Source organism: Bradyrhizobium sp. WSM1417 (assembly GCF_000515415.1).
In the GTDB taxonomy this organism is placed as follows: Bacteria; Pseudomonadota; Alphaproteobacteria; order Rhizobiales; family Xanthobacteraceae; genus Bradyrhizobium.
Window position 1 is genome coordinate 2,429,964 of the sequence record NZ_KI911783.1, and the last position, 19,856, is coordinate 2,449,819.

The following is a 19,856-nucleotide window of genomic DNA, read 5'->3' on the forward strand; positions in this document are numbered from 1 at the left end:
TATTGGGAGGGTCTAGTGGCGTTAGCGAGCGGCGTGCCGATGGCCTATTGCAGTTCAGGATCTGAGTTCGAGCGTTCAAGTCCTCGTGCGGAGTTTCCGGGTACGAGAGAGAGGATGTGCGCTTGAAGGAGGCGATGAAGCACATCAAGCGCTCATTCCGCGTGCTTGGCGGACTTGCTGTCGTCCTCGGCGCTTTTTCCTTGCTCGGATCGAACAATGCGCGATCGGAAGCCCCGAAGGGCTTCGGCGCTCAAGCGACAGGCGGCCTTGGAGGCGAGGTGGTCCAGGTCAGATCAATCGAAGCTCTGAATTATGAGTTGTGTCGATCGTACGCATTCGGGCACTGCAATGACAATAGTCCGCGCGAGATCCAGGTAATCGGCACCATAGACTTTACTGGAACGGAAGGGCGAGGCGAGGGGCAGGGTTGCCAATACGGCAATGCTTGCTCCGCCCCTTACAAGCGTGAATCCCTTCTCCTGCTGGATGGCAACGACGCGCATTGCAATGGGAAGGAGAACACGTTGGTTGGCTTCGACCGCGCCGGCAAGCGCCCGTTGGAAATTGGCTCAAACAAGACAGTGATCGGCGTTGGCCCGAGCGCTACAATCAAAGGCAAGGGGCTGCGCCTGAATGGGGTCAGCAACATCGTTATTCGCAACCTGACCATCAGTGATATCAATGAAGGCGTGATATTTGCAGGCGATGGTATTGCAATTGCACGAGCCGACTTGGTTTGGATTGATCACAACCGATTTCACAACATCGGGCGGCAGATGATCGCCGGCGGCTTTGGCCCTACGACAAATATTACGATTTCCTGGAACGACTTCGATGGCAGCGATACGTATTCCTCCTATTGTAACGGAGAGCATTATTGGAATCTTTTGTTTCTTGGTGGCCCCCAGACGATCACCATCGCAAACAACTATTTCCATCAGATCTCGGGGCGGGCACCGCACGTTGACGGAGCGCAGGCCATTGTTCATCTCGTCAACAATTATTTCCACAACACGAACGCGCAACAGAGCGGCGGATTCTTCCATGCACTGGATGCTGGACCCTCTGTGCAAGCACTGATCGAGGGCAATTACTTTGACAACATTGAAACACCTATCAAGGCTGGTAGCGGACATATCTTCGGTTTCTTAGGCAAAGCCAGCAGAACGGTGCAGAAAAGCTGCCTTGCCGTGCTCGGACGCCGGTGCATCGAGAACATCGCGACCCCAGCGCCGCAGATCAATGGCTTTCGCCTGGATGAAACCGTAATTCGGTCGTTTGGAACTCTTCCCAGGCGATCTATTCCTCTTCCATTTCGGGTGGATAATGTTCCGGCAGTGATCACGGCCAGGGCAGGTCCCGGACACCTCGAAAGCCGGTGATGGCTAGCTCGCAGAGCCGGCTCCAGACTGGGTCCTTGCCGCATACAGTTGCCGCACCGAAGAGAACGCCGCTCAAGCTCGCTGCCACGTTGCAGGAGGACCGTATAACCGTTTTCTTCGATGCCGACGGGTAATTCCTAGCGATTGTGCGCCCTATGTCTTTCGCCGATGATCGAGGCGCTCGTCTCGGAGTTTTATGTGTGTCTTTTTGCGGTTTTGGGATTGGCAAGAAGATGAGAGCTGGCATGGAGCTCCTTGGAACGGTTCGAATTATCATCCGATCCGCGATCTGACGGACCTTCACGGCTCCGTTTTCCGGCTGGCACGGTGCTTGCTGGACAGTACCAGTAGCGCGAGGTCCGCCTTCCAAACCGAGTGACCGAACTGCCATGCGCCTCCTAAAGAATCCGAAAACTTGGAAGAGTTCGCAATGAAAGAAACGGCTTCGACCGAGAGCGTCATTTCACCGACAGACCTCGTCAAACGCGCTGCGCGCATCGGTGTTGAAATCAGAAGTATAAAGCTATCGGGTGATTTGCCGAACCAAACGATCGCTGTGATCAACAGCTTACTTCTCGAACACAAGGTGATCTTCTTCCGCGATCAGGGGCATCTTGATGACGCGGAGCAGGAGCGCTTTGCTGCTTGTTTGGGTAGGCTGGTGCCGCATCCGATGCTCGGTACCATCAATGGAACGACCTCGATCATCGAGCTTGATTCCGCGCGCGGAGGTAGTCGGGCTGATGTATGGCACGCCGATGGAACGTTTCTCGCGGCCTATCCCAAACTTGCGGTGCTGCGAGCCGTTGTGATCCCATCGTTCGGTGGCGATACGATTTGGTCGAACGCGGTGGCCGCCTATCTGGATCTGCCGCGGCCGCTCCAACGGCTTGCCGACGAACTCTGGACCGTTCACAGCAACGCCTTCGACTACGCCGGGACCTGCCGTATTCGCGAAATCGACCAGAAGCATTTTGATGAGGTCTTTACCAAAACAATCTATGAGACCGAGCATCCGGTGGTCCGTGTACATCCCGAGACCGGCGAGCGCGCGCTGGTGCTCGGCGATGTGGTGCAAAGGTTTATTGATATCCCAAAGCGCGACGGTCAGAGGCTGTTCGATCTATTCCAATCCCATATCACGGCGCCCGAAAATACCGTGCGCTGGAGCTGGAAAGAAGGCGATGTCGCGATTTGGGATAACCGCGCAACGCTGCATTATGCCGTCAACGATTACGGTGACCAGCATCGCGTCGTTCACCGTGCCACAATCGATGGTGACGCGCCCGTCAGCATTGACGGCCGATGCAGTGTAACGCGCCTTAAGACGACGAAGCCCCCCTCCACGAAGGTTGCCTAGCATGGCTCGGCGAACTTACCGGCAATGCACTGCTCTTATCGCATGTTCGCGCGAATAGACTGTTTCCGAAGCGAAGTTCACTGAGCAGAACGCCACGCGCAACTGGATGGGAGGGGCTAACGCGTATGTCACTGATTGGCATGTATCCGTCATCTCCATCAATTGCTAGGTTTGGTAGTTGACCGGGCGGGAGGTCTGCTGTTGCTGCGCGAGTCGCAGGTATTGTGCCGCTCGGCGCGAGGCCCTCCCAGCCTTCACGGAGGACCGGTATGGGTAACGTCGACGGGTGAAATTCAGGAAATCGTCGCTTCGATCCAGGTTGCGCGAAGCTCTTCCAGCGAACTATCTTTTTTGGTCGTGATCACGCCGGATCTGGTCCTAACTGTGCTACTCGATTATCGTTCGCCCGTGTCGCGCCGGCGCTGGTCGTTTTGTGCTCCGTGGTCTAGCTCATGGCGTGGACGAGTTGCTGCTCTGAATTGCACGCCGCAGCCCGTAGCGTTTCGGTCTAGCGGCGATCATGCACATCGATAGGGACCGTCGTGTCATCACGACGAATCGCCACGGTTTACTCGGAGTACGCATCCAGCGTAGACGGCGCGCTGATGGAGTATGTCTGGCTGCTAGCGCTTGAGACAGGTCAGAGATCTTTGTACATCCCGACGAGCTTGATCAGGTTTTCGATACCGAAGTCACTGAACGCCGAGATGCCATCTTCCCCCACGCTAAAGGCCGCGATGAGCCGTCCTCCATCTCCATTTCGTTGGTGACGTCCCGCAGCCAGTCGTCCTCGTGGTGGAGGTCCGCGGTCACACGGCAATGTTGGTGACGTCATGAACGTTGTCCAGGTTCGCGGTCATGCCGCGTTGCCGTCGGGGACGTCAAATTCCTACCAGCAATGCGTCCATGTCTTCGCGGCTACGGCCCGGGCGGCTCTCGTCGCACAGCTGCCCACGGCGTTTTTTACCGATTTGGTTTGTGACTGTACCAGGCGAGCGAAACTCGTTCGCCGGGCTTCCTGGCGCGTGCAGCGAAAGGTAACGCGTTTCATCCGATCATCGCTCCTTGGCTGGTCTTTAACAGGGCGGCGTGCCAAGATAAGCATCGAATGCGGCTGCCACAGCACGAGTTAGAAAACGATGCTCCGGCCTCACGCGGATAAATCCCCTTTCCATTTGCACGATCCCATCCTCAGCGAGCATTGCCAAGCGTTCGCCTGAACCGAGGAAGGACGCCGGGTCAAATCCATGAGGACCGCAAATTGCCGGTACGTCGACCTCGAAATCGCACATTAGTCGCTCGATGATCGCGGCCCGGACGCGGTCTTCGAGGCTGAGACAGTAGCCCTTTGAAGTCGCCAGACGGCCGGCTTTGATTTGGTCGCTGTAGGAACCCGCTGTAACTTCGTTCTGGACGTAACCGTCGCCAAGCCGACCGACGGCCGATGGCCCGAAGCCTATCACTTTATTGCAGGTGTTGGCCGAGTAACCGAGTGAGTTCCGTCGCAGGCGACCGGTGTTCTGCGCCACCGCGAGCTCATCGCCCGGCAACGCGAAATGGTCGAGCCCGATTTGCCGGTAGCCCGCTGCAATCAGTGTATTGGCCATCGCGGCAGCCTGTTCTGCACGGGCAGGGCTGTCTGGCAGCGCTGCCTCGTCGATCAGGCGCTGATTCTTCTTAAAGGAAGGAACGTGCGCGTAGCCAAATACCGCAAGCCGGTCTGGTCGCATTGCCACCGCGGTAGTCACGGTCTGAACGCAGGACTGCACCGTCTGATTTGGCAGACCGTAGATGAGGTCGAAGTTGATGCGGATTATTCCCTGCTGCCGCAGGGTTTCGACAGTGCGCTCTGTTTGTGCCTCACTCTGGACGCGGTTGATGGCCTTTTGAACAATTGGATCGAAGCTCTGGACGCCGAGGCTTGCGCGGTTCACGCCGGCAGCTGCTAACCCTTCGGATGTGGCGAGCGTGAACGTGCGCGGGTCGATCTCAACAGCAATGTTGGCCGTTTTCGAAAGCGCAAAGCGGCGGCGCAGAAAGTCCATCAGCCGCCGGAACTCCGCTGCCTGGATAAGGGTCGGCGTTCCACCGCCGAAGTGCACGTCGCTGACAGGCAGCGGTTGCGGTACCTGCGCCGCGACCAAATCGATCTCCCTACGAAGATCCGCCAAAAACTCTAGAATGGGTGAATCCCGGCGAGTGATGCTTCGAGCGAAGCCGCAATACCAGCAAATGGATCGACAGAAAGGAATGTGGAAATAGAGCGACACCGAGTCATTAACCGGCAGGCGCTGCAGCCATTTCTCAGAGGCTTCGGCGCCGACCACTGTGGAGAACTGGGCTACAGTCGGATAGATGGTGTACCAAGGAAGGCGAGCATCGCAGTACTTTTCCAGAATTGAGGTCTGCAATGATTGTTATCCCGTGTTTACGAAGTTTGTGGTCGCAAGCGAGTTCTTTTTCATTCCTTTGTTTGCCGACGGTACTCCGGAGTGTCGCTAGGCAATTGGGAGCTTGCGTGAGGCCGATCTGCTGACGAAACACGCTGTTGGACGCTGCTAGAACTCGAACTGCCTCCCGATCTGACTCGTGCGAGGTTCATTGACCAAAATTCATTACGCCGTAATCGTCATCAACTGACAAGGTTGGTAGTTGACCTCTGCGTAGCGTATTCTCCATGGACCAAGGGATCTTGCGCCGGTTCGGGGCCGCCCAGGTACGCAGGTCGAACTTCGCCAATGCGAGCACAGTCGGACGGCCTCGTTCTTGGGTCCCGCGGAGTTGAGAAGCCCCTTCATGCGCCCATTGCTCAGCGGAAATGTCGCCGAACCGGGACTAGGAGCGAAACGTTGCTTATCGTTGCGGCCCACGCGATTCCGGCACGGGGCGCATAAATGGATAGAGGGATCTTCGGGGTAGATTGCGCCAAAATGCTCCGCCTCCGATCAACACGACAACTATTGCTTTGTGCGCACGCTATGATGTAGGAGCGCCGCGTGCAACGAGTCTGAACCGCCCCGGGTTTGCCGGAGGCCATTTGGTTTAAGTTATGCCGCCATGGCGGGTTGTTCCAGCATGGCGTAGTAGCGTTGCTCGGCTTCGGCAGGCGGGATGTTGCCGATGGGCTCCATGAGCCGTCGATTGTTGAACCAGTCCACCCATTCCAGGGTCGCGAACTCTACGGCCTCGAAGCTGCGCCATGGTCCACGCCGATGGATCACCTCTGCTTTGTAAAGGCCGTTGATCGTTTCGGCGAGAGCGTTGTCATAGGAATCTCCAACGCTGCCGACGGAAGGTTCTATACCTGCTTCAGCCAGGCGCTCGGTGTACTTAATGGATACGTATTGGCTGCCCCTGTCGCTGTGGTGAACGAGCCCGCCACGATGAACCGGCCGTCGATCGTGCAGAGCCTGTTCCAGCGCATCCAGCACGAAGCTGGCGTGCGCTGTGCGAGAGGCCCGCCAGCCCACGATCCTGCGGGCATAGGCGTCGATCACGAAGGCGACGTAGACAAATCCGGTCCAGGTCGCGACATAGGTGAAGTCGGACAGCCACAGGACATTCGGCCTTGGCGCCTTGAACTGGCGGTTGACGTGATCCAGCGGGCATGGCGCAGCCTTGTCGCTGATCGTGGTCTTGACGGGTTTGCCGCGGATGACCCCTTGCAAACCCATGTCCCGCATCAGTCGCGACACCGTGCAACGGGCAACATCGAAGCCTTCGCGCTTGAGCTGGCGCCAGACCTTGCGCACGCCGTAGACCCGGAAGTTCTCGTCGAAGACGCGCCGGACCTCGATCTTCAGCCTGGCATCCTGCCTGCCGCGCGCCGACAGCTTGGCCGGATCGCGCCGCTTTGCCACATGGGCGTGGTAGGTCGAGGGGGCAATCGGCAAGACCTTGCAGATCGGCTCGACCCCATGCGCCCCACGATGATCGTCGATGAAGGCGATCATGGCTTGGACCGGCGGTCGAGCTCCGCCATCGCAAAATAAGCGCTCGCCTTGCGCAAGATCTCGTTGGCCTGTCGAAGCTCACGGTTCTCCCGTTCCAGGGCCTTCAGCTTCTCGGCCATGTCGGTCGGAACGCCGGCTCGCTGCCCGCTGTCGATCTCGGCCTTCTTGACCCAGTCATGCAGCGTCTGCGGTGTGCAGCCGATCTTGGCAGCAATTGATGTCACTGCAGCCCAGCGCGACGGGTGCTCGCCGGCGTGATCCAGAACCATCCGAACCGCACGGTCCCGGACCTCAGGCGAAAACTTGTTCGTCGTCTTGCTTGTCATGGCTCCATCCTCTCAGGAGTTGGAGCCTCCGGCAAACCCGGGGCGGTTCAAGTCTGGCGTCGAGTGGTTCGCTCAGCCGCATAGGAGGTAAGACCAAACGATCTATATGAGTGAGGACAGCGTATTGGCGATCGCCGGGCAGCACCACGGCTGTTGGCGTTAATGTGTTCGCGAGTGGAGTGGAAAAGCTAATGAACCGGGTAGGCGAGCGAGAAGTGATGGATGCAATTGAACAGCCGGCCGCTTCAGAGTTGCCGCCGATTTTGCACAGATCGTCAAGGCACCTTGGGTGGGTGGTGGTCGTCTTCGTGTGTCTGTGCACTGCAGGAGTCTACATGTTGACCGACGTCAGACAATATCTCGAGAGCTTGGCAGTTCGTGATGGCGCTCCAACGTTAAGCATGTCGCCCGACGATAGGGCGGTTCTAGCGGACGTTATATCGGGAGAACAGAAGGCGAGCGATGGAATAGCGGAGCTCAACCGCAGCATCACTGCACAGCTGGCTGACCTAAAACAAATTTCCGATCAAATTGCAGCGCTGACCTCACGAATCGATTCGTTGCCGAATCTGGTACTCACCGCTTCACGTCCTTCCGTTCCCTCTCCGCCGTCAGCTCAAGCCGATCCAAAGCCGGTGAGGAAACTCGCGCCTCCGTTAAAACCACAAGGGCCGACCTCGGTCGGAGGGGCGCCACTGGTCTCGCCCCCGCGCACGGACGAACCTCGATGATTTCCCGCGCGTTCAATCCCAGTCCAGCTCTCCACATGTCGGTAGCAGATGTTGGAGCTGGCTGATGGTCAACCAGCTTCACCTGAGCTCGTGCAGTTCGTCGGCCCGTGCCGAGTATTCCAAACACTGGCGCAAATCAGCACGGGCGCATTCCTGAAAACGCATAGCCGAAAACGAGGCTCAATAACCAGAACGCCTTTCCTTCTAGACGACCGATTCCATGAAACCTGCGCCGTGGAGCGGGTTGAATTGGTGGAACGGACGGACTGTTGGCGGATTCCTCGTTTGCGGTCGGCGAAACGAGGAGCTGTATCATGGCAGGATGGCGGCGAGCGGTCGAATTGGCAATGAGTGATGAAGAGCTGTCGACCTTGGCGGCTCTTTCGCGGTCGAGAACTGAGCTGGCGAGCCGGGTATCGCGGGCCCAGATGCTGCTGGCGTATCGGGAAAATCCTTCGTTCTGCGCGGTGGGCCAAAGACTTGGGGTCCATCATCAGACGGTGCAGCGCTGTGTCGAGCGGGCACTGGCCGATGGCCCGCTGGTGGCGCTCGATGATCGTCCGCGACCAGGCAAGGAGCCAACGATCACGCCTGAGGCCAAAGCCTGGCTGGTGTCGCTGGCGTGTGACAAGGCCAAAGACCATGGCTATCCGCATGAGTTGTGGACGACGCGGCTCTTGGCGCGCCATGCGCGCGAACAGGGGCCGGTGGCAGGGCATGCGTGTTTGGCTAATTTGGTCCAGGGAACAGTGTGCAAGATCCTCGGCCAAGAGGAAATCAAGCCGCACAAGGTGAGCTACTACCTTGAAAATCGCGACGCCGAGTTCGAACAGAAGATGGCGGAGGTCCTGTGCGTCTATCGTGAAGTCCAAGTCCTGAAGAGAGCCTCTGCCAAGGGAAAGCGACGGGCAAAGCCGGTGACGGTCGTCTCCTGCGACGAGAAGCCGGGAATCCAGGCCATCGCAACGACAGCGCCGGATTTGCCGCCCAAGCCTGGCGTCCACGCCACCTTTGCGCGCGATCATGAATACAAGCGCCATGGCACGCTCAGCTTGTTGGCTGGGATTGATCTGCTGACTGGCAAGGTCCACGCCCTTGTCAAAGACCGCCACCGCAGTCGAGAGTTCATCGAGTTCCTCAGGCTTGTCGATGCCGCCTATCCGCCCAACACTGCGATCAAATTGATTCTCGACAATCATTCCGCGCACATATCGAGAGAAACCAGAACCTGGCTCGCCACTCGACCGGTTGGACGCTTCGAACTCACCTTCACCCCCAAGCACGGCTCGTGGCTCAATCTCATCGAGGGGTTCTTCTCCAAGTTCGCCCGTTCAGTCCTGCGCCATATCCGGGTGGCCTCAAAACACGAACTCAAGGAGCGCATCATGGCTGGCATCGACGACGTCAATCGCCATCCGGTCATCCACAACTGGTCCTACAAACTCGCCGACGCCGCCTGATATGATTCGAACCAAGAAAACGCTGAACTAGTTCGTGCATCCAGCCTCTTGAGATTGGATGACTTGACCTACGATTGAGCCCTCCCGGTGTTCGGCCGATAGCCGCAATGCGCGCGTCGTCCGAGTAAACCAAGTACGGAGCCAGGCCCGGAATATCGCGGCGCCTGACAGATTTACGCAGTATTCCTGTCCACCTCAGCTAGCTTCGCGTAAAGCTGCCGCTTGCTCTTCTCCAGAGGCTGCTGCGCATCTAGCGTCCTTTGCGACAACTTCTTTCCGAGGCAATGGCGACCTGCCGCCATCAACGTCGGCCCTCGCTTGGGGGCGGGTCCAATCTTGGGTTTTGCTGTTGGTGGCTTGTGACCTTGAGTGAGGCCCAACCGGGTTAGCCTGCCGCAAATGCGTTGCGACTGCACTTGAGATGACGCGCGATCTGCGTGGCACTTTGTCCCGCGGCCCAGAGCTTTTTCAACTCTGCCAATTCGCTTCTAGTCCAGCGCATGGAAGCTACTCCAATGCCAGCTGCGATCTCACGTTAGATTACCGGTCGACCGGCTCGCGCACCACCGCCGGTCTGGCCTCGTGTTCCTGTTTCTCCTCCTCCTGTTGATTCATTCCACGAAAGCCCGCATCGCATGCAGAAGGAAAAACGAGTCCTTGGCGGACCGCGATCTCTTCTTAGTCCCCACTGTGATAAGGTTCCATCTGCTCGCGCAATATAAGTAGTCGAGTGGCAACGGGGGCGTGCCTGCCCGAGGCGGCTGGGTGCCATCGCGAGTACTTGCGTCTGCTACCACAAAAAGCGAGTTCGCGCTCCTCCCAATCCTGATAGGGGAGCTTCGCTCGTGTTTCCATTATTCTACATCGACAGGGGCCGTGCCAAAGTTCCCCTCACTTACGATCGTGCGAGCTCTCGCGAGCCCGAGCCATAGACATGCGCCACACATCGTTACTGTACGGCCCAAGCTCGTTGTCTTTCGACCGAGCTTGCATGCGGAACTCTAAACAGCGCACCCAGCCGAGCAACCAAAATTGCACACCGATGTCCGGGAGACAATCATGACAGCCTTATCGGCACAGAACGCTCGCGAGAACGCTGATATCCCGCTGCGCCGACTTGATGTAAGCGAGCCCAAGCGCTTTCAGGATGATACCATTTGGCCTTGTTTCGAGCGGCTGCGAAGGGAAGATCCCGTCCATTATTGCGAAGACAGCCCATACGGTCCATATTGGTCAATAACAAAATACCGCGATATCATAGCGGTGGACTCAAATCACGCAGTATTCTCGTCAGAGCGAAGCGTCACGATTGTCGACCCGCCGGAAAAGTATTGGACACCCAGTTTTATTAAGATGAGTCCTCCTGCCCATGCTCAGCAGCGTAAGACTGTCAGTCCGATAACGGCATCGGAGAACCTGGCGAAGCTTGAAGGCCTGATCCGCTCGCGGGTTCAGAAGATCTTGGACGGTTTGCCGCGCAATGATACCTTCAACTGGGTCGACAGAGTCTCGATCGAGTTGACGACTCAAATGCTGGCCACGCTTTTCGATTTTCCATTTCAGGATCGACGGCTGCTGACCTACTGGTCGGATGTAGCCGCCTTGACTCCACAAATGGGTCACCAGATCGACAGCTGGGAAAAGCGGAAGGTGGTGCTGTCCGAGTGCCTGGACTATTTCACACGGCTTTGGAGCGAACGGGTGAATTCCGAGCCGCGCGCTGACCTGATCTCGATGATGGCGCATTCACCGGCGACCCGAAACATGGAGTCACGCGAGTTCCTGGGCAACCTCATTCTGCTGATTGTTGGAGGCAACGATACTACGCGCAACTCAATTACCGGTGGCGTCTTGTTCATGAGCCAAAATCCGTCCGAACTGCGAAAACTCCGCGATGATGGTTCGCTAGTGCCCGGGGCGGTATCCGAGATTATACGATACCAAACGCCTATCGCGCACATGCGCCGAACCGCTGTGGACGATTTGACGATAGGCCACAAGCAAATCAGGCGAGGCGATAAAGTTGTGATGTGGTATATCTCTGGCAACCGAGACGACGAGGTCTTTGCGAGCCCCAACAGCTTCATCATTGATCGAGAAAACGTACGACAACATCTCTCATTTGGATTTGGGATTCATCGTTGCGTGGGCAGACATCTTGCAGAGCTGCAGCTGAAAATCCTGTGGGAGGAGATGCTGAACCGATCTCTGGAGGTAAAGGTGGTCGGCGAGCCGGAGCGAGTTGTATCTAATTTTGTGCACGGTTATTCGGCACTGCCGGTCCAGATTCTAGGTTAGTCTCGGTAGCGAGCGGCATTCAACACTGGTCGTGCAGAACGGGCGGTTAGGACCACGGCCTTGTGGAGACCAGGGCCTGGGTAAGTTCACGGGCGTTGCGTTACGGGCTTGTGGTTCTTTCGAAGTGCAGACAGGGCCACAGCGTCGTTATCTCGTCGAAGATCTCCGGGCCATTGCGTTCCGCGTCACGCCGCCGATTGTCGCATCCTTGTTACTGGAGAGCTCGGCGTGCGGCTCGCGTGACCCGCCTCCATCTTGACGGTCCAGAAAGTGGCTACCCTGGCGCACGCGGAGGCGTCCTGGGCGAACCATCCCCCGGTCCACCAGTCGTCCGGTTATAACCCTGCGCGAAGCCGGGCGGGGGCGCTCCAAGGCGTAAGTTCGCAACTGCAGCAGCGCCGCTAAGTCCCGACACACCAATCCGCTTTACGGCTCCTTCGTGATTCTAAGCTTGTGAGGAAGGTCTGGCTAAATCGATGGGCGTACTGACGCGAACGCGGCAAACTTTTCTGGGCGACGCCACTGATCCGCTCGGCCGTTCGCTGCTCGTCGAGCAATTGCGAGATGGTGCGGAAGCAGATCCCGGTTCTCTACGCTGTCCTGCTGTTGGACAGCATCAGCATCGGGCCGATCCTCCCGGGCACCGTCTCAGCCTGGCTCGGGGTTGCGCTTCCAGTAGGACGCACGTTGCGCTGGCGCAATCCTTTGGTCGTTTTGGGCTTCAGCTCCGCCCGCACCACTTGACACCACGTTTTGGCAGCTCTGATCCTCTTGGCCGGTAACGCGGCCCGCGGCTTGATTGCGGCAAAAAAGGCCGGCCGAAATGCGTTCGGCGGGCCAAGTCGCGGAGGAGAAACGTCGGCCGGGTGAAAGCGATCAGGCGTCGAGATTGTGCAGGCGCTGGCGGTTGCGATCGGGGTGATCCTGGTGCTCGGCATGTCCGTGGTGGACACCATTCATCATGCCGAGCAGGCTTATTTCGACGCGGCGATCATGCTGCTTACCTTCGTGCTGGTCGGCCGCGGCCTGGAGCAGAACATGCGGCGGCGGCCACGCGCGGTCACCGGCAATCTTGCCGCATTGAAGGCGGAGACCGCGGCCAAGTTCGTCGGGCCATGCACCTCTGTTGTTGCGGCTGCGGACGCGAAGTGGTCACGCCCCTTGCCCCAGCGCAATGGCGACTCACATCGACGACGAGAATATTTCTCTTCACCCGTCGATTGGCAGTTGGAATCTGCACTGCCGCTCGTACTGCGGCATTAACGGCGGCCAGGTCATCGAGGCCCCGTCGTGGTCGGACGAAGACGTTGCCCGAGGGCAAGCGCGCGACAAGCGGGCAAGAACCGCTCACTATGATTCGAAGGCAAGCACTGGCCTTGAGACCAAGGCGGTTAATTCACCACAAACAGAGCACAAAGATTGGCTGGCTAAATTGGCGATTTGTTTGCAAGGTGGCACTAGGTCGGATCTGAGAACTTCAATTTCTTGCGCTCGGCTAGCGCATAGGTGAAGTAGTCGTATTCCTTCAACGAAGTCACATTCACCTGACGAGCGACGCCAGGCTCGAAAAGCGAAGTCATAAAGTCTACGCGCTTACGCTTACGGGTTGGCAGACCGCTCACACCTCCTTAGCAAGACATAAGTCTCGACGCACATCACAGATATCGCCAATCTCGTCGAGTGGGAAGACCTCGTAGACGTTTGCCTTGTAGGCCATTCGCACGCGGGATTTCCGGCATCTGGCGCGCTGGAACATATCGGAAGCCGTGTCTCGTCTACCCATCGGAAATAGGTTTCCGTATGGCAGCGCGTGACGACAGAGTTTTTCGCATTTTTTGCGCCACCAGGCGTTTAGCTTAGGGCGCTACTACAAGATTCGGTAGATGGCAGCGCCAACTTGAGGCCCTAGGGTCCGGCCGCCTTCCCAGCCGATCATCATCGACGAACAGAAATGAACGCAAGCGCACGTGAAGCCGCTGCCCGTAGCGCCCGCCGGTCACCTTCCGCCCTTCCATCGCTAAGAGAGTGAAGTGCCACCATGTCCGAACAACCCTTGCCGACGCTGCCGATGTGGCGCGTCGATCACATCGAACCCTCGCCCGAGATGTTGGCGCTACGCGCCAACGGTCCGATCCACCGCGTTCGCTTCCCGTCCGGGCACGAAGGATGGTGGGTGACAGGCTACGACGAGGCCAAGGCGGTGCTGTCCGACGCGGCGTTCCGGCCCGCGGGAGTGCCGCCGGCGGCATTCACCCCGGATTCGGTGATTCTCGGTTCGCCGGGGTGGCTGGTCTCGCACGAGGGGGGCGAGCATGCCCGGTTACGCGCGATCGTGGCGCCGGCCTTCAGCGACCGCAGGGTGAAGCTGCTCGCCCAGCAGGTCGAGGCAATCGCCGCGCAGTTGTTCGAGACGCTGGCGGCCCAGCCCCAGCCCGCCGACCTGCGGCGCCACCTCTCCTTTCCGCTTCCGGCCATGGTCATCAGCGCGCTAATGGGCGTGTTCTACGAGGATCACGCCTTTTTCGCCGGGCTGTCCGACGAGGTGATGACGCACCAGCATGAAAGCGGCCCGCGCAGCGCCTCGCGCCTGGCCTGGGAAGAACTGCGCGCCTACATTCGCGGCAAGATGCGGGACAAACGGCAGGATCCGGGCGACAACCTGCTGACGGATCTGCTCGCGGCGGTCGACCAGGGCAAGGCAACCGAGGAACAGGCGATCGGCCTGGCGGCGGGCATGCTGGTGGCGGGACACGAGAGCACCGTCGCGCAGATCGAATTCGGCCTGCTGGCCATGTTCCGCCATCCGCAACAGCGCGAACGCCTGGTCGGCGATCCATCCTTGGTGGACAAGGCTGTGGAGGAAATTCTGCGCATGTACCCGCCGGGCGCGGGCTGGGACGGCATCATGCGCTATCCGAGGACCGACGTGACCATCGCAGGCGTGCATATTCCCGCGGAGAGCAAGGTGCTGGTCGGCCTGCCGGCGACGTCGTTCGATCCACGCCATTTCAAAGACCCGGAAATCTTCGACATCGGACGCGATGAAAAGCCGCACCTGGCGTTCTCCTACGGGCCGCACTACTGCGTCGGCTTGGCGCTGGCCAGGCTAGAACTCAAGGTGGTGTTCGGTTCGATCTTCCAGCGCTTTCCCGCGCTGCGCCTGGCCGTGGCGCCCGAAGAACTGAAGTTGCGGAAGGAGATCATCACTGGCGGGTTTGAGGAGTTCCCGGTGCTCTGGTGATGCGCGGGACGCCGCCGGGAAACGCGATCTTCTCCGCATTTGCTGGCGCTTGGCGCGCGCCGGTCAGATCAGCCAGTCAATAGGTAGGCAAGATGGACGTGCAAGAAACCACGGCAGCATGCCGGGACGCCTTCGCCGAATTGGCGTCGCCAGCGTGCATCCACGACCCGTATCCGTTCATGCGGTGGTTGCGCGAGCACGATCCGGTGCATCGCGCGGCCTCGGGCCTCTTTCTGTTGAGCCGCCACGCCGACATCTACTGGGCGCTCAAGGCCACGGGCGATGCGTTTCGGGGACCTGCGCCGGGCGAATTGGCGCGCTATTTCCCGCGTGCGGCGACCAGCCTGTCGCTCAATCTGATGGCGTCCACGATAGCGATGAAGGACCCACCGACGCATACGCGTCTGCGCCGGCTGATCTCTCGCGATTTCACCATGAGCCAGATCGACAACCTGCGGCCGAGCATCGCGCGCATCGTCGCAGCGCGACTGGACGGCATGGCGCCCGCGCTGGAGCGCGGGGAGGCGGTAGACCTGCATCGGGAATTCGCGCTGGCCTTGCCCATGCTGGTCTTCGCCGAACTGTTCGGCCTGCCCGAGGACGACATGTTCGGGCTCGCCGCCGGCATCGGCGCCATTGTGGAAGGCCTGAGCCCGCACGCCAGCGATCCCCAGCTCGCCGCGGCGGACGCGGGCAGCGCCAGGGTGCAGGCCTACTTCGGCGACCTCATACAGCGCAAGCGCACCGATCCCCGCCACGACATCGTGTCGATGCTGGTCGGCGCACACGACGACGATGCCGACACGCTGTCGGATGCGGAGTTGATCAGCATGCTGTGGGGCATGCTGCTGGGCGGCTTCACCACCACTGCTGCGACCATCGACCATGCGGTCCTGGCGATGCTGGCGCATCCCGAACAGCGGCACTGGCTGCAGGGAGACGCTGCGGGGGTGAAGGCATTCGTCGAAGAAGTCCTGCGCTGCGACGCGCCCGTCCTGTTCAGCGCCACTCCGCGTATCACCCAGCGCGACATCGAACTGGGCGGCGTGGTGATCCCGAAGAACGCGGACGTGCGCGTGCTGATCGCGGCCGGCAATCGCGACCCGGACGCCTTCGCAGATCCCGACCGCTTCGATCCCGCACGGTTCTACGGCACCAATCCCGGCATGTCGACCGACGGGAAGATCATGCTGAGCTTCGGCCACGGCATCCACTTCTGCCCCGGTGCGCAACTGGCCCGGATCCAGTTGGCCGAGAGCCTGCCGCGGATCCAGGCGCGCTTCCCCACGCTGGCATTGGCTGAGCAGCCGAGCCGGGAGCCCTCCGCGTTCCTTAGGACGTTCCGCGCGCTGCCGGTGCGGCTGCATGCGCAGGGGGGGACCTGAGATGCGCGTCGTGGTCGACCGGGATCTCTGTGGAACCACCGGGCAGTGCGTGCTGACGCTGCCGGGCACCTTTCGCCAGCGCGAACCGGACGGCGTGGCCGAAGTGTGCGTGGCGACGGTCCCGCAGGCGCTGCACGCCGCCGTGCGACTCGCGGCCAGCCAGTGCCCGGTCGCCGCCATTCGGGTCATCGAAAGCGAGGCTGGCGATGACGAGCGCGCCAGCGCCGACCCTGCGCCTTCTCCGGCGGAGGCCGAGCGCCGCGAAAGACCAACTCAAACACGAGGACACGATGGGACGGTTTGAAGGCAAGGTGGCCCTGGTGACCGGCGCCGGCGCCGGCAAGGCATGCGCCCTCGCCATCGCGCGCGAGGGCGGCAGAGTGGTGGTGGCCGACATTGATCGCTCGGCGGCCATCGCCTGTACCGCGCAGATCGCGGCCGAAGCGGGCCACGCGCTGGCCCTGGCCATGGACATCGCCGATGCGCAGGCGGTGGCGGCGCTGTTCGAGACGGCGGAGCGGCACTTCGGTGGGGTCGACCTGCTGGTGAACAACGCGAGCGCCATGCATCTGACCCCGCGCGACCGTGCGATCCTCGACCTGGACCTGGCGGTCTGGGATCAGACCATGGCGACCAATCTGCGCGGCACGCTGCTCTGCTGCCGGCAGGCCATCCCACGGATGATCGCCCGCGGCGGTGGCGCGATCGTCAACATGTCGTCGTGCCAGGGGCTCAGCGCTGATACCGCGCAGACGTCCTACGCCGCGTCGAAGGCGGCGATGAACATGCTGTCGGCCTCGCTCGCCACCCAGTACGGTCATGCGCAGATCCGCTGCAACGCGGTGGCGCCGGGTCTCATCATGACCGAGCGTCTCCTGGCTAAGCTGGACGACTGCATGCAACTTCACCTGCGCCGGCACCAGCTCCTGCCGCGCGTCGGCCGCCCCGAGGACGTGGCCGCGCTGGTGGCGTTCCTGCTTTCCGACGATGCTGCGTTCATCACCGGCCAGGTCGTGTGCATCGACGGCGGCATGATGGCGCATGTGCCGACGTACGCCGACGGTGGCAACAGCCCCGCCGCGCGGCCTGCCGGCGACACCGCCGAAGCGGCCGCGGCGCCGCGCTGCTGATGATCATGCTGCTCAACCCGCTGAACCGTCGGCACCGGCTGCGGTACGACATCCCGGTCGTGCCCGGCGCTTTCCCTTTGGTCGGGCATCTTCCCGCCATCGTCCGCGACCTGCCGCGCCTGCTGCGGCGCTCGGAACGGACGCTGGGCAGCCACTTCTGGCTGGATTTCGGCCCTGCCGGACACCTGATGACCTGCGTGGATCCGGACGCGTTCGCACTGCTCCGGCACAAGGACGTGTCCTCGGCGCTGATCGAAGACATCGCGCCCGAATTGTTTGGCGGAACGTTGGTCACCCAGGATGGCGGCGCGCACCGGCAGGCGCGCGATGCAATCAAGGCGGCGTTCCTGCCCAAAGGGCTGACTCAGGCCGGCATCGGCGACCTGTTCGCGCCCGTCATCCGGGCGCGGGTGCAGGCGTGGCGCGACCGCGGCGAGGTAACCATCCTGCGCGAAACCGGCGACCTGATGCTCAAGCTCATTTTCAGCCTCATGGGAATCCCCGCCCAAGACCTGCCGGGATGGCATCGCAAGTACCGGCAACTGCTGCAGTTGATCGTCGCGCCCCCGGTCGACCTGCCCGGACTGCCCTTGCGGCGCGGCCGCGCCGCCCGCGACTGGATCGACGCGCAGTTGCGCCAGTTCGTCCGCGACGCGCGCGCGCATGCCGCGCGCACCGGGTTGATCAACAATATGGTGAGCGCCTTCGATCGCAGCGACGATGCGCTCTCCGACGACGTCCTGGTCGCCAATATCCGCTTGCTGCTACTTGGCGGTCACGACACCACCGCCTCGACGATGGCCTGGATGGTGATCGAGCTGGCGCGGGAGCCTTTGCTGTGGGAGGCCTTGGTCGAGGAGGCGCAACGCGTCGGCGCGGTGCCGACCCGGCACGCGGACCTGGCGCAGTGTCCGGTCGCCGAGGCGCTGTTCCGCGAGACGCTGCGCGTGCATCCGGCGACCACGGTCCTGCCGCGTCGCGCGCTGCAGGAATTGCAACTCGGCCAACGGCGCATTCCCGCGGGCACCCATCTGTGCATCCCGCTGCTGCATTTCTCGACCTCGGCGCTCCTGCACGAGGCGCCCGATCAGTTCCGCCTGGCGCGGTGGCTGCAACGCACGGAGCCGATCCGTCCGGTGGACATGCTTCAGTTCGGTACCGGCCCACACGTCTGCATCGGCTACCACCTGGTATGGCTGGAACTGGTGCAGTTCTGCATCGCCTTGGCGCTGACCATGCACAAGGCCGGGGTGCGGCCGCGGTTGCTGAGCGGCGCCGAAGACGGTCGGCGCTATTACCCGACCGCACATCCGTCCATGACAATCCGCATCGGATTCTCATGAGCTGGCATCGCATGCCCCGTGTGGCGAGGCAGCGGCGCCGGCGACGCGCGGCATTGCTGCACTCGGTGCGCGCGCTCGGTGCGACGCCGGCAACACCGCGGCGGCTCGCCGCTCGCCGTGACCGTCTCCTGTCAGGTACAAGGACATGAACAGGATTCAGACCGGTTCCACGCTACACGATGACCGAACCGGCGTTTCCGCGCTCGGCGGATTGGGCGCGCAGGCGCGCGGCGCATCCGGCAGGCTGCTGCCGGAGATCTGGATGCAGGACGGCGCAAAGCGGGTCGAACAGGCACTGGCGCGTCTTCTCTGCGCCGAAGACGACGGTGAGACCGAGCTGATCGCGGCGATGCGCTACGCCACCTTGCATGGCGGGAAGCGCACCCGCGCCTTGCTCTGTCTGGCTGCCGGCGCACTGGCCGACACGCCGGCGCACATGCTCGACGACGTCGGCGCCGCCATCGAGATGATGCACGCCTGTACCCTGGTCCACGACGACCTGCCTGCGATGGACGACGACGTGCTTCGCCGCGGCCTTCCGACCGTGCACGTCAAGTTCGGCGAAGCCACTGCGATCCTGGTCGGCGATGCGCTGCAGGCGCACGCCTTCCTGACCCTGGCGAGCCTGGATGTGCAGGGCGACAACCGTATCGCGCTCGTGCGCGAACTGGCGCAGGCGGTGTCCGCCGAGGGTGCCGCAGGCGGGCAGGCCATGGATCTGTCGCTGGTTGGAAAGCACGTCGAGCTGGACAGGATCGTGGCGATGCACCGGATGAAGAGCGGAGCGCTAGTGCGCGCGTCCGTTCGCATGGGCGCGCTATGCGCCATCGCGGAGGATGCCGCGTACGCTGCGCTGTACTGTGCGCTCGATCGCTACAGCGCCTGTTTCGGTCTGGCCTTGCAGGTGGTCGACGACATTCTCGACGCGACAGCGGATACCGCGACGTTGGGCAAGACCCCCGGCAAGGACGCGGCGGCGCAGAAGCCGACCTGCGCGTCGATCATGGGGCTGCAGGCAGCGCGCCAGTTCGCGCTGGATCAGTTGCGCGACGCCGGGGAGGCCATCGCCCCGCTGGGGCCGCGTGCGGAACGGTTGGCGCAGATGCTGCAGCGGGCCAACGCGTATCTGCTCATGCACGCGCCATGCGCATGAGCGCGCCCGTCCCCATGGAGTCGCCCCTGTGCCGCTGCGATCGGCCGGCGGCAGCGGTGCATGCTGCAACTATGTCCGAGTCCTCGGCGCCGAT

The 19,856-nt window shown here is 61.2% G+C and carries 13 protein-coding genes, 2 pseudogenes and 1 other annotated feature; of the genes and pseudogenes, 12 read left to right on the plus strand and 3 right to left on the minus strand.

Annotated features, from left to right (window positions below):
• The first annotated feature begins 122 nt into the window (after positions 1-122).
• A complete protein-coding gene (locus BRA1417_RS40135; RefSeq protein ID WP_051448320.1) occupies positions 123-1,382 on the plus strand; it encodes a polysaccharide lyase family 1 protein in 1,260 nt (419 codons plus the stop codon).
• A gap of 430 nt (positions 1,383-1,812) precedes the next feature.
• The gene (locus BRA1417_RS0111570; RefSeq protein ID WP_027515925.1) at positions 1,813-2,742 is read left to right on the plus strand and encodes a TauD/TfdA family dioxygenase; all 930 of its coding nucleotides are present in this window, start codon (positions 1,813-1,815) and stop codon (positions 2,740-2,742) included.
• Between the two features lie 1,076 nt (positions 2,743-3,818).
• Here BRA1417_RS0111570 and hemN read toward each other — a convergent pair.
• Positions 3,819-5,153, minus strand: coding sequence for an oxygen-independent coproporphyrinogen III oxidase (gene hemN, locus BRA1417_RS0111580; RefSeq protein WP_027515926.1), 1,335 nt, complete (start codon positions 5,151-5,153; stop codon positions 3,819-3,821).
• 636 nt (positions 5,154-5,789) lie between these two features.
• Positions 5,790-7,021, minus strand: a protein-coding gene (locus tag BRA1417_RS0111585) for an IS3 family transposase (protein WP_156948685.1) whose coding sequence is annotated in 2 segments (ribosomal slippage) — positions 5,790-6,730 and positions 6,730-7,021 — 1,233 coding nt in all. Because the reading frame shifts where the segments join, the coding sequence is not laid out codon by codon here.
• Positions 6,621-6,737 (minus strand) — a sequence feature (AL1L pseudoknot). (Overlaps the previous gene by 117 nt.)
• A 1,045-nt stretch (positions 7,022-8,066) precedes the next feature.
• On the opposite strand from BRA1417_RS0111585, the gene BRA1417_RS0111595 reads away from it, so the two are divergent.
• Complete coding sequence (locus tag BRA1417_RS0111595) at positions 8,067-9,212, plus strand: IS630 family transposase (RefSeq protein ID WP_027515928.1); 1,146 nt, start codon at positions 8,067-8,069, stop codon at positions 9,210-9,212.
• A 385-nt stretch (positions 9,213-9,597) separates the two neighbouring features.
• Here the strand turns inward: BRA1417_RS0111595 and BRA1417_RS45530 are convergent, their stop codons facing one another.
• Positions 9,598-9,714, minus strand: coding sequence for a GcrA family cell cycle regulator (locus BRA1417_RS45530; RefSeq protein ID WP_245286196.1), 117 nt, complete (start codon positions 9,712-9,714; stop codon positions 9,598-9,600).
• Between the two features lie 557 nt (positions 9,715-10,271).
• On the opposite strand from BRA1417_RS45530, the gene BRA1417_RS0111605 reads away from it, so the two are divergent.
• The 9 genes and pseudogenes from BRA1417_RS0111605 to BRA1417_RS0111655 all read left to right on the plus strand — a co-directional run bounded on the left by BRA1417_RS0111605 (position 10,272) and on the right by BRA1417_RS0111655 (position 19,762).
• Positions 10,272-11,510: a cytochrome P450 gene (locus BRA1417_RS0111605; RefSeq protein WP_027515929.1), complete on the plus strand. Its 1,239-nt coding sequence runs from the start codon at positions 10,272-10,274 to the stop codon at positions 11,508-11,510.
• A gap of 906 nt (positions 11,511-12,416) precedes the next feature.
• Positions 12,417-12,626: pseudogene (locus BRA1417_RS46225) on the plus strand (hypothetical protein); the annotation flags it as partial.
• A pseudogene (locus BRA1417_RS46230) lies at positions 12,626-13,020 on the plus strand (DUF6527 family protein). The pseudogenes BRA1417_RS46225 and BRA1417_RS46230, both read left to right, overlap by 1 nt.
• A gap of 528 nt (positions 13,021-13,548) precedes the next feature.
• The gene (locus tag BRA1417_RS0111630; RefSeq protein ID WP_027515932.1) at positions 13,549-14,751 is read left to right on the plus strand and encodes a cytochrome P450; all 1,203 of its coding nucleotides are present in this window, start codon (positions 13,549-13,551) and stop codon (positions 14,749-14,751) included.
• 92 nt (positions 14,752-14,843) lie between these two features.
• Positions 14,844-16,136, plus strand: coding sequence for a cytochrome P450 (locus BRA1417_RS0111635; protein WP_027515933.1), 1,293 nt, complete (start codon positions 14,844-14,846; stop codon positions 16,134-16,136).
• A 1-nt stretch (position 16,137) separates the two neighbouring features.
• Positions 16,138-16,440: a ferredoxin gene (locus tag BRA1417_RS0111640; protein ID WP_027515934.1), complete on the plus strand. Its 303-nt coding sequence runs from the start codon at positions 16,138-16,140 to the stop codon at positions 16,438-16,440.
• Positions 16,427-17,266, plus strand: coding sequence for an SDR family oxidoreductase (locus BRA1417_RS0111645; RefSeq protein WP_027515935.1), 840 nt, complete (start codon positions 16,427-16,429; stop codon positions 17,264-17,266). Before BRA1417_RS0111640 ends, BRA1417_RS0111645 begins: the two co-directional genes overlap by 14 nt.
• Positions 17,266-18,609: a cytochrome P450 gene (locus BRA1417_RS0111650; RefSeq protein ID WP_027515936.1), complete on the plus strand. Its 1,344-nt coding sequence runs from the start codon at positions 17,266-17,268 to the stop codon at positions 18,607-18,609. Before BRA1417_RS0111645 ends, BRA1417_RS0111650 begins: the two co-directional genes overlap by 1 nt.
• A gap of 145 nt (positions 18,610-18,754) precedes the next feature.
• Complete coding sequence (locus tag BRA1417_RS0111655) at positions 18,755-19,762, plus strand: polyprenyl synthetase family protein (protein WP_198034818.1); 1,008 nt, start codon at positions 18,755-18,757, stop codon at positions 19,760-19,762.
• Positions 19,763-19,856: the final 94 nt, after the last annotated feature.

Coding starts and splice junctions, on each gene's coding strand:
- BRA1417_RS0111635 (WP_027515933.1), top strand. CDS start 14,844: ATGGACGTGCAAGAAACCACGGCAGCATGCCGGGACGCCTTCGCCGAA.
- BRA1417_RS0111605 (WP_027515929.1), top strand. CDS start 10,272: ATGACAGCCTTATCGGCACAGAACGCTCGCGAGAACGCTGATATCCCG.
- BRA1417_RS45530 (WP_245286196.1), bottom strand. CDS start 9,714: ATGCGCTGGACTAGAAGCGAATTGGCAGAGTTGAAAAAGCTCTGGGCC.
- BRA1417_RS0111650 (WP_027515936.1), top strand. CDS start 17,266: ATGATCATGCTGCTCAACCCGCTGAACCGTCGGCACCGGCTGCGGTAC.
- BRA1417_RS0111645 (WP_027515935.1), top strand. CDS start 16,427: ATGGGACGGTTTGAAGGCAAGGTGGCCCTGGTGACCGGCGCCGGCGCC.
- BRA1417_RS0111640 (WP_027515934.1), top strand. CDS start 16,138: ATGCGCGTCGTGGTCGACCGGGATCTCTGTGGAACCACCGGGCAGTGC.
- BRA1417_RS0111595 (WP_027515928.1), top strand. CDS start 8,067: ATGGCAGGATGGCGGCGAGCGGTCGAATTGGCAATGAGTGATGAAGAG.
- BRA1417_RS0111630 (WP_027515932.1), top strand. CDS start 13,549: ATGTCCGAACAACCCTTGCCGACGCTGCCGATGTGGCGCGTCGATCAC.
- BRA1417_RS0111570 (WP_027515925.1), top strand. CDS start 1,813: ATGAAAGAAACGGCTTCGACCGAGAGCGTCATTTCACCGACAGACCTC.
- BRA1417_RS0111655 (WP_198034818.1), top strand. CDS start 18,755: ATGAACAGGATTCAGACCGGTTCCACGCTACACGATGACCGAACCGGC.